This is a genomic window from Synechococcus sp. CBW1006, assembly GCF_015840525.1.
Lineage (GTDB): Bacteria > Cyanobacteriota > Cyanobacteriia > PCC-6307 > Cyanobiaceae > CBW1002.
This window is the reverse complement of sequence record NZ_CP060396.1, coordinates 3,017,587-3,030,631: the sequence shown is the minus strand read 5'-3', so window position 1 is coordinate 3,030,631 and position 13,045 is coordinate 3,017,587. Positions and strand designations below refer to the sequence as shown.

General features: G+C 68.8%; 12 protein-coding genes. 5 read left to right on the top strand and 7 right to left on the bottom strand.

The window, feature by feature from the left end; genetic code table 11:
* Window positions 1-62: 62 nt before the first annotated feature.
* The 3 genes from glgA to murF are packed head-to-tail and all read left to right on the top strand — an operon-like array spanning window position 63 to window position 3,890.
* Window positions 63-1,604 carry a glycogen synthase GlgA gene (gene glgA, locus H8F26_RS14795; protein ID WP_197155162.1) on the top strand — a complete coding sequence of 514 codons (1,542 nt, stop codon included), beginning with the start codon at window positions 63-65 and terminating at the stop codon, window positions 1,602-1,604.
* Window positions 1,597-2,460 carry a hypothetical protein gene (locus H8F26_RS14790; protein ID WP_197155161.1) on the top strand — a complete coding sequence of 288 codons (864 nt, stop codon included), beginning with the start codon at window positions 1,597-1,599 and terminating at the stop codon, window positions 2,458-2,460. Before glgA ends, H8F26_RS14790 begins: the two co-directional genes overlap by 8 nt.
* The gene (gene murF / locus H8F26_RS14785) at window positions 2,445-3,890 is read left to right on the top strand and encodes a UDP-N-acetylmuramoyl-tripeptide--D-alanyl-D-alanine ligase (protein ID WP_197155160.1); all 1,446 of its coding nucleotides are present in this window, start codon (window positions 2,445-2,447) and stop codon (window positions 3,888-3,890) included. Before H8F26_RS14790 ends, murF begins: the two co-directional genes overlap by 16 nt.
* 27 nt (window positions 3,891-3,917) lie before the next feature.
* On the opposite strand, the gene H8F26_RS14780 is transcribed toward murF, so the two are convergent.
* The 7 genes from H8F26_RS14780 to H8F26_RS14750 form a co-directional block, all read right to left on the bottom strand.
* Window positions 3,918-5,240: a chloride channel protein gene (locus H8F26_RS14780; RefSeq protein WP_231605247.1), complete on the bottom strand. Its 1,323-nt coding sequence runs from the start codon at window positions 5,238-5,240 to the stop codon at window positions 3,918-3,920.
* A 16-nt stretch (window positions 5,241-5,256) separates the two neighbouring features.
* A complete protein-coding gene (glmU, locus tag H8F26_RS14775) occupies window positions 5,257-6,606 on the bottom strand; it encodes a bifunctional UDP-N-acetylglucosamine diphosphorylase/glucosamine-1-phosphate N-acetyltransferase GlmU (RefSeq protein WP_197155159.1) in 1,350 nt (449 codons plus the stop codon).
* A 27-nt stretch (window positions 6,607-6,633) separates the two neighbouring features.
* Window positions 6,634-7,689 carry an MnmC family methyltransferase gene (locus tag H8F26_RS14770; RefSeq protein WP_197155157.1) on the bottom strand — a complete coding sequence of 352 codons (1,056 nt, stop codon included), beginning with the start codon at window positions 7,687-7,689 and terminating at the stop codon, window positions 6,634-6,636.
* 5 nt (window positions 7,690-7,694) lie between these two features.
* Complete coding sequence (aroA, locus tag H8F26_RS14765) at window positions 7,695-9,020, bottom strand: 3-phosphoshikimate 1-carboxyvinyltransferase (RefSeq protein ID WP_197155156.1); 1,326 nt, start codon at window positions 9,018-9,020, stop codon at window positions 7,695-7,697.
* Window positions 9,021-9,085: 65 nt separating this feature from the next.
* Complete coding sequence (locus H8F26_RS14760; RefSeq protein ID WP_231605246.1) at window positions 9,086-9,226, bottom strand: hypothetical protein; 141 nt, start codon at window positions 9,224-9,226, stop codon at window positions 9,086-9,088.
* A gap of 34 nt (window positions 9,227-9,260) precedes the next feature.
* Complete coding sequence (locus H8F26_RS14755) at window positions 9,261-9,698, bottom strand: Rrf2 family transcriptional regulator (RefSeq protein ID WP_197155152.1); 438 nt, start codon at window positions 9,696-9,698, stop codon at window positions 9,261-9,263.
* A 19-nt stretch (window positions 9,699-9,717) separates the two neighbouring features.
* Window positions 9,718-11,331, bottom strand: coding sequence for a UbiD family decarboxylase (locus tag H8F26_RS14750; RefSeq protein ID WP_231605245.1), 1,614 nt, complete (start codon window positions 11,329-11,331; stop codon window positions 9,718-9,720).
* A gap of 52 nt (window positions 11,332-11,383) precedes the next feature.
* Between H8F26_RS14750 and H8F26_RS14745 the strand changes: the two genes are divergently transcribed.
* Together H8F26_RS14745 and H8F26_RS14740 are read left to right on the top strand one after the other, a co-directional pair.
* Window positions 11,384-12,139, top strand: a complete 756-nt coding sequence (locus H8F26_RS14745) for a 2-phosphosulfolactate phosphatase family protein (protein WP_197155150.1) — start codon at window positions 11,384-11,386, stop codon at window positions 12,137-12,139.
* Window positions 12,140-12,224: 85 nt separating this feature from the next.
* A complete protein-coding gene (locus H8F26_RS14740) occupies window positions 12,225-13,043 on the top strand; it encodes a carbon-nitrogen hydrolase family protein (RefSeq protein WP_197155148.1) in 819 nt (272 codons plus the stop codon).
* The last annotated feature ends 2 nt before the right edge of the window (window positions 13,044-13,045 follow it).

The following is a 13,045-nucleotide window of genomic DNA, read 5'->3' as shown; positions in this document are numbered from 1 at the left end:
GTCCGTTGGCATGGCTCTGTGGAAAGCGCCCGTAATATGCCGCCACCTCTGGCAGGATTTCGATGCGGGTGTTGTTCGCCGCCGCAGAATGCGCGCCCATGATCAAAGTGGGCGGCATGGGGGACGTAGTGGGCTCCCTGTCCCCTGCCCTGGCTGCGCTTGGCCATGACGTGCGCATCATCATGCCGGGTTACGGCAAGCTCTGGAGTCTTCTGTCAATTCCAGACGAACCGATCTGGCGTGGACACACGATGGGCACCGATTTCTCGGTGTTTGAAACCCGCCACCCCACCAACGGGCTGCCGATCTATCTGGTGGGTCATCCGGTGTTCGATCCGGAGCGGATCTATGGCGGTGAGGATGAGGATTGGCGCTTCACCTTCTTCGCCAGCGCCACCGCAGAATTCGCCTGGAACGGCGGTTGGAAGCCGCAGGTGCTGCACTGCCACGATTGGCACACCGGCATGATCCCGGTGTGGATGCATCAGGACCCCGAGATCAGCACGGTCTTCACCATCCACAACCTCAAGTACCAGGGTCCCTGGCGCTGGAAGCTGGAGCGGATGACCTGGTGCCCCTGGTACATGCAGGGCGATCACACCATGGCGGCGGCCCTGCTCTATGCCGATCGGGTGAATGCCGTCTCACCCACCTATGCGATTGAGATCCGCACCCCCCAGTACGGCGAACATCTCGACGGGCTGCTCAATTACATCAGCGGCAAGCTGCGCGGCATCCTCAATGGCATCGACACGGAAGACTGGAATCCGGCGACCGATCCCACCCTGCCGGCCACCTTCACGCCGGCCGATCTGAGCCCTCGGGCGCGCAACAAACGGGCTCTCCAGGAACGCATGGGTCTCAGCCTGAGCCCGCGCACCTACCTGATGGGCATGGTCAGCCGGCTGGTGGATCAGAAGGGGGTGGACCTGCTGCTGCAGGTGGCAGACCGGGTGCTCGCCTACACCGACAGCCAGATCGTGGTGCTCGGCACCGGCGATCGCGGCTATGAATCGGGCCTCTGGCAGATGGCGGCCCGTCATCCAGGCCGCTTCGCTGTGTTTCTCACCTACGACGATGCCCTGTCACGGCTGATCTACGGCGGCAGCGATGCCTTCCTGATGCCCAGCCGCTTCGAACCCTGCGGCATCAGCCAGATGCTGGCGATGCGCTACGGCTCGGTGCCGGTGGTGCGCCGGGTCGGCGGACTGGTGGATACCGTGCCGCCCCACGATCCGATTGCCGGCACGGGAACGGGCTTCTGCTTCGATCGCTACGAGCCGGTCGACTTCTTCACCTCGATCGTGCGCTCCTGGGAGGCCTACCGCCACCAGAGCAGCTGGGAGGAGTTGCAGCACCGCGGCATGACCCAGGACATGAGCTGGAGCCGCTCCGCCCTCGAATACGACGTCATGTACCGCGATGTCTGCGGCGTCAAGGAACCCACCCCCCTGGCGGAGGACGTGGAGCGCTTCTCCCAGGGCCAGGATGCCGATCCCAGCCTGCGGGGTGGCCATGCCCCCGCTCCCGATGCCTCCCTGACCCAGGAAGGGCGCGGCAGCCGCAATCCACTCAACCTGCTGCGCCGCCGCCTCAATGGGTGAACGGGAGCGGGGCGAACCGGTCGCCCTGGAGTCTCGCCCCACCGCCACCGCCCCCCTGCCAGCTGTCTACGAAAGTCCGTGGCGGCTGCTGGGACGCGACCTGACGGCCGTTGCGGCCAGTCTGCGGCTGCTGGCCCGGGAGATCCTGCGGCGCAATAACAGCGGCGATCTGCCGCGACCGGGGCCCTGGCCCCGCGACCTTGCCCCCCTGTTCTGGCCGCTGGTTCTGGCGGTGGCGCTGACGCTCAGCGGCCTGCTGTTCTTGACCCTGCAGCGCCGCCCAGCCGTGGCTCCACCTCCTGCTGCCCAGGGGGTGATGGACGGCACCCGGCTGACCAGTGGTGGAGAAAGCCCAGGCACCCAAGCCCAGCAGCCCCCGATCGGGCGCAACACCAACAGCCAGCAGCGCAGCGCGACGATCAAGGCCACCAAGGGCACAACAACAGCCAACGGCACGGATCAGGAGCTGCCCCAATCGGAGGACATCACCGAATCAGCTGACCCGCAGCCCACGGACACCTCGACCAGGGACACCCCGACCACGGCCAGTCAGGCGGACAGCGGCTACATCGCCGATGGCGACGGTCTGATCGAAGGACCGGCCACCTGGCTGGAGCTGATCGAGCAGCCGAAACTCGGCAGCGTGATCCTGCGGCTGGATGCGCCCTACAGCCTGCTTCGGCCGGAGCAACGGCAACAGCTGGCCGAGCGCTGGTGGGAGCGCGCCCAGAGCCAGGGGTTCGAACGCCTGGAGCTGCGCGACATCCATGGGCGCCTGCTGGGGCACTCCGCAAGGCTCGGATCCGGCATGATCCTGCTCGATCCTGGCCTGCTGCCCCCATGGCGATCCGCCTGAATGAACTGGAGGAGCTCTGGGGCGCGCCCCTGCGGGCAGCAGCGGAGCATCAGGACGTCCAGCCCGGGGCAGGGCTGACGGAGCTGCGTATCGAACCCGATGCCATCTGCACCGACAGCCGTCGCCTCCAGCCGGGAGATCTGTTCGTGCCCCTGGTGGGCGAGCGCTTCGATGGCCATGCTTTCCTGGAGGAGGCCCTGTCCTGCGGCGGCGCGGCGGCGGCGGTTGCCCAGGCCGATCGGCTGACGCAGAGTCAGCGAGAGCACCTGGCGGGTCTCGGGCGACCGCTCTGGCTCGTGCCAGACACGCTGCTGGCCTATCAGCAGCTGGGATCGCTGTGGCGCAAGCAGCTGGGAGTCCCCGTGGTGGCGGTGACCGGTTCAGCCGGCAAGACCACCACCCGCGAACTGATCCGCGCTGCCCTGGCAGACGTGGGGTCTGTGGTGGCGAGCAGCGGCAACGAAAACAACGACATCGGCGTCCCCCTCACCCTGCTCAAGGCCAACGAGTCCACAGCCGCCCTGGTGGTGGAGATGGGCATGCGCGGCCTGGGTGAGATCGAACGGCTCAGCCACTGCGCCACTCCCGATGTGACCGTGATCACCAACATCGGCACGGCCCACATCGGCCGCCTCGGCAGCCGTGAGGCCATCGCCCAGGCCAAGTGTGAAATCTGCCTCGGCCTCAAACCCGACGGCCTGCTGGTGATTCCGGCAGGGGATCCGCTGCTTGAGGCGGAGTTGGCGAGAGTCTGGTCGGGCGCGGTCTGGCGGGTGGCCCTCAGCAGCGACCCAGCTACGGAACCGCTTCCACCGGCTGATTGGATCGGTCATCTCAACGACGATGGCAGACGCCTGGAGGTGCACCACAACGGCCGGATCGAGTCGGTGAGCCTGCCCCTGGAGGGACAACACAACGCCAGAAACCTCCTGCTGGCGCTGGCCGTGGCCGATCGGCTGGGCGTGGAACCCCAGGCCCTCACGGCTCTGGAGGTGGACGTGCCCGGCGGCCGCAACCGGCGGCGGCAGATGGGTGGCCTCACCGTGCTGGATGAGACCTACAACGCCTCGCCGGAGGCGGTGCTGGCGGCCCTGGAGCTGCTGGCATCCCAACCGGGACGCCGGTTCGCCGTGCTCGGCACCATGCTGGAGCTGGGTGATCGCAGCCTGGACCTACACCGTCAGGTGGCCGAACGCGCCGCGGCCCTGGGATTGGATGGACTGGTGATCGTGGATGGTGGCGCGGAAGGCGAGGCCATGCTCGAAGCGGCACGGTCTCTGCCCAGGCTGGCGCGCGTCTCTGAGGCGATTGAAGCGATGGATCCGCTACGGGGCTGGCTCAACGCCGGCGATGTGGTGCTGCTCAAGGCGAGTCGGGGCGTGGCCCTGGAACGGCTGTTGCCGTGTCTGGAGCAGGAGAGCTGGAACTGATCGAAGCCTTCAGCCCGTTGTGAGCGCTCAACCCGGCTGACGACGAGAGGCGAGCAGCCGATCCATCTGGCAGGTGTTCCAGGTGGAGCCTCCCCAGCGCTCGCCGATCGCCGCAGCCAGGGCCGAGGCCACCAGCAGCCAGGGCAACAGCTGGGCATCACCCTGCAGGGTGAACACAAACACCCCACAGAACAACGGGGTGCGGCAGGCCCCGCTAAACAGCGCCGCAGCCGCCACCGCAGCAACCGCCGCCTGCTGATCGGCTGGCAGGGCCTGGATCCAAGGGGCGATCAGCACCGCACCGAGGCTCATGGTGTCGTGCATCAGGCCACCCGGTGCCCCCACGGAAATGCTGAGCAACGGACCCAGCAGACGGGGCAAGCCCGCCCAAACCGGCGAGGACGAGTCACCAGCCAGGCCCGGGCCGAGGGAGAGGGAGCCATCGTTGAGGCTGAGACCACCGCTGGCGAGGGCCAGCAGGGCAAAGGCCGTGGCCAGCGCCAGGGCCGCCCGCCAGGGGTGGCTGCGCAGCAGGCCGGCCACCCAGGCGCTGCAGGGAATCAGCAAGCGCACGAACAGCACCCCGAGCAGACCCATCACCAGCGTGGTGAGCAGCAGGGTGGGCCAGAGGGCAGGAGGCAGAAGCCGCCCCAGGGGCAGCTGGGCCAGCGCCGCCAGCCGGGCCGGCTGAGCCTCGGAGGCGGAGCCGAAGGCCTCGGACAGCACCGTGCCGAGACCCGCCAGCAACAGGGTCGGGAAAACCAGCGGAAAACCCTTGACGGCGCTCAGCTCCTCGAGGCCATAGGCCACCCCCAGCAAGGGGGAGCGGAACGCGGTGCCAAGTCCGGCCGCTCCTCCGATCGCCACCAGCAATAAGGTGGGCAGCAGGCGAAGTGGGGTGAGCCAGCGGCGCAGGCCCAAGAGGCAGGAGGCGCCCAGGGCGGCAGACGGGGATTCCGTCCCCACCGACAACCCAGCCAGATGGGTGAGGGCCAGGAGCGGCAGCCGTGCGAGCTGAACCCGCCAATCCAGGCTGGCCAGATACGCACCTTCGTCGCGGGCGGAGCTGCCGTCGGACGCCTCAGGGGCCGGGCGCTGCAGCAGCAGCAACCCCGTGAGGCCCCCACCTCGGCCCCTTGCCAGCGGACCCCAGGCCAGCCCCACGAACAGCAGCGTGCCCGCCAGGGTGATCAGCGGCAGCCAGAACGGCAGGGCCTCGGACCCGCCCAGGGGCCACAGCCGCTGCAGACGGAATCCCTGCGCCGACAGCCATTGATAGGGCTGCTCCGCCGCGGTGATCACCACAGCGGACAGCAACAGCGACAGCAGCAGGGGGAGGGAGAGCAGCACGATGGAGCCGTTGCGATCAGACAGGGCCAGGCCAGTTCTCCTTGATCCACTGACGGGCCCGGCCGATCGCCAGGGCACCGCTGGGCACGTCCCGGGTCAGGGTGGAGCCGGCCCCCACCGTGACCCGCTCCCCGAGACTGATCGGGGCCACCAGCACCGAATTGGCCCCGGTCTTGCTGCCGGCCCCGATCACGGTGCGGTGCTTGCGGAGGCCGTCGTAGTTGGCGGTGATCGTGCCGGCACCCACATTCACGCCGGCGCCGAGATCGGCATCGCCGATGTAGCTGAGGTGATTCACCTTCACCTCCGCCTCCAGCACGCTGTTCTTGATCTCCACGAAGTTGCCGACGCGGCAGCCAGCCGCCAGGTTGCTGCCGGCCCGGAGCTGGGCGAAGGGCCCGATCGCGCAGCCATCGGCGACAACAGCGCCGCGCACCACCGAGTGGAGCACCTCCACGCCACAACCGAGTTCAGAGTCTTCGATCAGGCAGCCTGGACCGATGCGGCAGCCATCGCCGATCACGCTGCTGCCCCGGAAATGGCATTGCGGTTCCACCACCACGTCTCGGCCGAAACGGCTGCCATCGCTGAGGGTGCAACTGGGTGGATCCACGAAGGTGACCCCCTCGGCCATCCAGTGGCGCCGCAGCCTGTCCTGGAGCACGGCTTCACACTGGCTGAGCTGCAGGCGGTCGTTGACGCCGTTGATCTCATCGGGATCGCTCACCTCCAGATGGAAGGCCGGCTGCAACAGAGCCACCGTGTCGGTGAGATAGAGCTCCCCCTGGTCGTTGTCTGATGTGAGCAGGGGGAGCACCGCCGCCAGTTTTGGCCAGTCGAAGCAGTAGATGCCGCCATTGATCAGGTCGGTGTCTCGCTGGGCCGGGTTGCAATCGCGATGCTCCACGATGGCGCTCACCTGCCCCTCGGCATCGGCGAAGACGCGGCCGTATCCGGTGGGATCGTCGAGCCGGGCGGTGAGCAGGGTCACGGCAGCGCCGCTCTGGCGATGGCGGTCCAGCAGCTGCTCCAGGGTGTCCGGCCGCAGCAGCGGCACATCGCCGTTCAACACCAGCAGCTCGCCGCTGAAGCCCGCCAGCGGTTCGAGCAACTGCTGAACGGCGTGGCCGGTGCCGTTCTGCGGCTGCTGCAGCACGTACTCCAGACCGTTCAGATGGCTCAGCTCCTGCTCGACGCGCTCGGCCTGGTGGCCCACGATCAGCAGCTGCCGCTCAGGCTCCAGGGTTCGGCAACTGCGCAGCACCCGCTCCACCAGGGTGGCGCCGGCCAGCGGCTGCAACACCTTGGGGCGGTCGCTCTTCATGCGGGTGCCCTTTCCGGCGGCCAGAACGGCAACGGCGAGCATCAGTGAAGGCGGCATCTGCGGCGGAATCTACCGGCGGTGACCCTCCAGGCCCCAGCGACGGCGCCAGGCACTGCTGGGTTCGGCACCAGAGGTGGCCTGCTCCAGCTGGCGGCGCTGATGGATCGCGGCCGCGGTGGAGCAGCCGCTCGGGTCGCGGTAGGGGTGGCCGGCGCTGGTCGTGAGGTGCTCCCACTCCATCGGCGTGAGCGGCCGCAACCTGTCGGATGGGGGCAGCGGCTCTGGACTGGCGGCCGTGCCCCCACTCCAGCGGCGGCGGCCAGAACCCGCGCCAGGCATCGCCGGATTCGGGGGCGATGGGATCGTGCTCAACTGAAGACCAGCCCGACGCAGGGTCTGGCGCACGGCCGCCGCCGAGCAGTAACTCAGCCAGCGCCCCTGGGGAGCCAACAGGCTCGCCAGCGCAGCCAGCACCTCCTCCGTCCAGAGCTGCGGGCAATGGGCTGGCGAGAAGGCATCCATCAGCACCAGGTCACAGCGGCCGGCCAGCTCCGCGACCAGGCGAGGCAGGCTGCGGCGCGCATCGCCCCAGAGCATCGAACCGCGAAACAACGGGTCCAGCGATGCAGGATCCAGAACTGCCCTGTCCAGCAAACCCGACCCCTGGCAAGCTGAATCCTGCGAGGCCAAATCCTGACCCACTTGGCCGTGAAGGGTCTCCAGCACTGCCAGAGTGGAGGGCAGCCACTGGGCGCGGAAACCTGGGGCGGCCAGGGAAAGGGCGAGCGGTTCGGGATCCAGCTCCAGGCCCCACCAGCGCAGCCGCAGGCCCCGGGCGGCGGCGGCCTCGATCAGGGCGGCGGTGTTGGTGCCCGTGCCCACACAGCACTCGACCACCAGCAACTCCCGGCCGGCCGGGAAACGCTCCAGTTCGGCCGGCCCCACGAATTTGGCCAGGGCTTCGGCCAGGGCACCCTCAGCGCTGTGGAACGCCTCACCGAAGGCGGTGCTGTAGAGGCTGAAGCTGCCGTCAGCCGTGCAACGGGACTGGAGAGCGCTGCTGGAGAGAGCGTGTCGGGAGCAGGCCGTGGTGTTTGCGGCTGAGGCGGCCGCTGAGGTGGCCACGGACCTCAGGCCCGCAGCCGAGCCAGATCGTCCCAGAAGCCGGGATACGACACAGCTGCCGCCTCGGGTCGCGCCAGGCTGGTGGCACCCTCTGCCACCAACGACGCGACCGCCAGGCTCATGGCCACCCGGTGGTCGGTCTCGCTGTCCACGGCGGTGCCGTGCAGCACGGTGGGACCGGTGATCGCCAGGCCATCGGCGAACTCCTCCAGGCGAGCGCCCATGGCGCCGAGCTGGCGGGCCATCACCGCCAGCCGGTCGGTCTCCTTGACCCGCAGCTCCTCGGCATCGCGGATGCGGCTGACCCCCTCGGCAAAGCAGGCCGCGACGGCCAGCACCGGAATCTCATCCACCAGACGGGGAATCAGATCACCGCCGATGTCGAACGCCTGCAGGGGCCCATGGCAGACGTGCAGATCCCCCACCGGCTCGCCCGCCACATCACGGGCATGGCGCACCTCGATGGCGGCACCCATTTGCCGCAACACCTCGAGAATGCCGGTGCGGCTGGGATTGAGTCCCACATTTTCGACCGTGAGCTCGGCTCCAGGGGTGATGGCGGCAGCCACCAGCCAGAAGGCCGCGGAGCTGATGTCGCCAGGCACCACCACGCTCTGCCCCCGCAGAGCCGGGCCTGGGGTCACGGTCACGTCGTTGGCGGCGGAGCCACCCACCACCAGGTGGGCGCCGAAGGCCCGCAGCATCCGTTCGCTGTGGTCGCGCGACTGGGCCGGTTCGATCACGGTGGTGGGACCCTCGGCGGTGAGGGCCGCCAGCAGGATGGCGCTCTTCACCTGGGCCGAGGCCACCGGCGTGTAGATGGTGGTGCCGCGTAAGGGCTGACCCAGCACCGCCAACGGCGCAAAGTTGCCACCCTTGCGGCCATGGATCTGGGCACCCATGCCGGCCAAGGGTTCCCCGACACGCCGCATCGGCCGACCCCGCAGGGAACGATCGCCGCTGAGTACGAAGTGGCGGCCGCAGCGACCCGCCAGCAGCCCCAGCATCAGGCGCATCGTGGTGCCGGAATTGCCGCACTCGAGCACATCGCCCGGTTCCTGAAGCCCATCCAGCCCCACCCCCTGCACCAGCACCGGCTGGCCGGCCTCGATCGGCGAGACCTCCACCCCCATGGCCCGCAGGCAATCGGCGGTGCTGAGCGGATCCTCGGCGGGCAGCAACCCCTCAATGCGGGTCTCCCCCTCGGCGATGGCGCCGAACAGCAGAGCCCGGTGGGAGATCGACTTGTCGCCCGGCACCCGCACCCTGCCCCGCAGGGAGCCTCCGGCCGGCAGGTGCAGCGGGGCTGGAATCGCGGCGGCGGAGGTCAAGGGAACCGGTCGGAGCGGGATCTTGATCCTATGGAGAGCCCGCTGCGGGCTTCCGCTGGGAGGGCTCAGCCGGGGTTGGGGTTGCCAGGGCACCGGGCGAGCAGGGCCGCTGCAGCCAGGATCAGGGCCACCAGCAGGGCCGACAGCAGCATCGCCGCCACGATCTGCCCCTGCTCCAGGGCAAAGGCGACGCCGAACGCCCCCACCACGCCGATCAGCCCAACGGGTCAGATCAGCCGATCAACCCAGCAGCAGGCCCTGCTCCTCCCCGATCGAAGCCTCGGCACTGCGCAGATCGAACAGCAGTTCAGCCAGAGTGAGGCGGCCCAGCTCCCGCTCCATGGCGCGGCGCAGGCGCTGCTCCAGGGCCGCCGCGACCCGATCGCTGGCCTTGGGCAGCTCCAGGGAGGCGGGGTCTTCGCTGGGGTCGGCGGAGACCGCCGCCAGAATGGCCGCCAGGGGGATTTCCTCTGTTGGCAGAGCCAGACGGAAACCGCCGCGGCGACCGCGGCGGGATTCGAGCAGCCCGGCGCGGCGCAGCCCCAGGAGCTGCTGCTCCAGCATCGGCGCGGGCAGCTCCAGAGCAGTCGCCAGGTCGGTGCTGGATCGCCAGACCTGCGGCGCCAGGGCCAGCTGCAACAGGGCCTTGAGGGCGTAGAGCCCACCTTTCTTCAGCATGGCTCTGGCCGCTGGGGCGTCATCGCAGGTTGGCCAGCCGTTCCAGCACGTGCTCGAGGGTGTACCCGAACAGGGCCGGATCGGGCTGGTTCTGGCCCACGTCCGCCAGCCCCAGCTCCTGCCAGCGGGCATCGAGGCGGGCCTCCAGCTCGGCAGGCCGGCGGAGTGGTTCACCCCAGGGATGGCGCTTCTCGGGGCCGATCTTGGTGGTGGCATCAATCGCCAGGCGGCCACCCAGACCCAGCCGCTCGCTGGCGAAATCAAGGCTGTCGAACGGGGTGTTCTCCAGCACGAACAGATCCCGCTGGGGATCCACCTGGGCACTGATGGCCCAGATCACCTGGCGGGGATCGCGGATGTTGATGCTCTGATCCACCACCACCACGAACTTCGTGTAAGTGAACTGCGGCAGAGCACTCCAGAAGGCCATGGCGGCACGCCTGGCCTGGCCGGGATAGGCCTTGTCGATGGCGATCACGGCCAGCTTGTAGCTGAGGCCCTCCATCGGCAGGAAGAAATCGACGATCTCCGGGATCTGCTGCCGCAGGATCGGGGTGTAGATGCGGTTGAGGGCGATGGCCAGCATCGCGTCCTCCTTGGGGGGCCGGCCGCTGAAGGTGGTGAAGTAGATCGGGTCGCGCCGCTGGGTGACGCACTGAAACCGCACCAGCGGTGAGGCCTCGACACCGCCGTAGAAGCCCATGTGGTCGCCGAACGGGCCATCGGCCAGCTCCTCGCCGGGGGTGATCGTGCCCTCCAGCACCAGCTCACTGTGGCTGGGAACTTCCAGATTCACCGTCTTGCACTTGGCCAATCGCACGCCCTCACCGGCGTAGAGGCCGGCAAACAACCACTCGCTCAACTGCACCGGGATCGGCGTCGCCGCCGCCATCACCAGCAAGGGGTGCACCCCGATGGCGATCGCGATCTCCAGCGGCTTGCCCAGCGCCGCCGCCTTGCGCAGGTGGCGAGCGCCGCCCCGCACACTCAGCCAATGCACCGTCATCGTGTTGATCGACTGCCGCTGCAGGCGGTAGACGCCCACGTTGGGGGTCCCCGTTTCCGGGTCCTTGGTGATCACCAGACCCAGGGTGATGATGCCGCCGGCATCGCCCGGCCAGGGCCGCAACAGGGGCAGGGCATCGAGATTCACCTGGTCCCCCTTGAACACCTGCTGGTGGCAGGGGGGGGTGAGGTCGAGATCGGGGCGGGCCTTGACCAGATCCCAGAGCAGGCCGCCGAACCTGGCTGCTTCCTGCAGCCCCTTGGGGGGGCGAGGCTGTTGCAGCAGGGCCAGCCGCTCGCCGAGGGCCTCGAGCTCCTCGGGTCGCTCCATGCCCATGCTCCACAACACCCGCTCCTGGGTGCCGAGCAGGTTCACGGCCACCGGCATCGTGCTGCCGATCACGTTCTCGAACAGCAGCGCCGGCCCGCCAGCGCTCAGCACCCGATCGGCGATGGCCGCCAGCTCCAGATCGGGATCCACCGGGGCGGTGATGCGGCGCAGCTGACCGCGCTGCTCCAGCAGGGTGAGATACCCGCGCAGATCACGGCGGGACGCGCCGTTGAAACCCCGGAATGAACCCGCGTCCACCGTTGGCCCGCCAGCCTGAACGCCGATGCTCCGCACCATCACCAATCCCTTGCGGTGCCTACTGTGACGCACCCCTGTGGCGACCGCGGCCGTGCTCCTGTCCTATTTCCATACCTCCGAATGCGTCCCCCCGGTGACGTCCGTGGCGGAAGGCGGCCCGGATGCCGCGGTGGTGATCGATGTGCTGCGAGCCACCACCACGATCGCCTGGTCCCTGAAGAACGGCGCCGAAGCGATCCAGGCCTTCGCCGACCTGACGGAACTGAACACCGCCGCCGCCGCCTGGCCCGCCGAACATCGCCTCAAGGCCGGCGAGCGCGGCGGCAAGCGGGTGGAGGGCTACGACCTGGGCAATTCGCCCCTGGCCGTGGTGCCGAAGCTGGTGGCCGGCAAACGCATCTTCATGAGCACCACCAACGGCACCCGCTCCCTGGCGGCGGTGCAGGCGGTGCCCCAGCTGCTCACGGCCTGCCTGCCCAACCGCAGCGCCGTGGCCCGGCGACTGGTGGAGACCGGCGCTGAGCGGGTCTGGATCGTGGGCAGCGGTTGGGAGGGGGATTACTCCCTGGAAGACAGCCTCGCGGCCGGCGCGGTGGCCTCGGCCGCCATGGAGATGGCGGTGGCCCCCCACGTTGGCGTGCGCTGCGGCAATGACGAAATGCTCGCCGCTCTGGCCCTCTGGCAGCAGTGGCGCCACGACACCGAAACCTGCCTGCGTGCCGCCAGCCACGGCCAGCGGCTGATCGGGCTTGGCAACCACGACGAAGACTTCGCCTGCTGCGCCGCCGTGGACACCCTGACGATCGTGCCGCGGCAGAGCGCTCCAGGGGTGCTGGAAGCCAGCTGAACCGGCCCTTTTCGGTGGAGAGAGCGGCGGGCTGGAAGGGGCTGGGCATGTCCCTTACAGTTCGCCGGTCGTGACGGGATGACGGGTGAGCAGTTTTCTGGCGGCAGCACTGCAACTCACCAGCACTCCGGATCCTGACGCCAATCTCGCGGCTGCCGAGGAGCAGATCGAACTGGCGGCCCGCCGTGGCGCTGAGCTGGTGGGGCTGCCCGAGAACTTCGCCTTCATGGGAGAAGACAGCACCCGGATCGACCTGGCCGCCGACCTGGCCGAGCGCTGCAGCCGCTTCCTGGTCACCATGGCGCGCCGCTACCAGGTGACCCTGCTCGGTGGCGGTTTTCCCGTGCCGGCCGGTCCTGGTCACACCTTCAACCGGGCCGAGCTGGTGGGCAAGGAAGGACAGCTTCTGGCCCGTTACGACAAGATCCATCTGTTCGATGTCGACCTGCCGGACGGCATCACCTACCGCGAGTCGGCCACGGTGCAGCCCGGCCAGCAGCTGCCCCCCGTGGTGGATGTGCCCGGCCTCTGCAGGATCGGTCTGTCGATCTGCTACGACGTGCGCTTTCCGGAGCTCTATCGCCACCTGGCCCAGGCGGGAGCCGAACTGCTGATGATCCCGGCGGCCTTCACCGCCTTCACCGGCAAGGATCACTGGCAGGTGCTGCTCCAGGCCCGGGCGATCGAAAACACCGCCTATGTGGTGGCCCCGGCCCAGACCGGCCTTCACTACGACCGGCGTCAGACCCATGGCCATGCGCTGGTGATCGATCCCTGGGGCACGGTGCTGGCCGACGCGGGCGTGGCCCCCGGCCTGGCCGTGGCACCGGTGGATCGGGATCACGAAGGCCGGGTCAGGGCTCAGATGCCGAGCCTTCAGCACCGCCAACCGGCGTTGTTCTGACC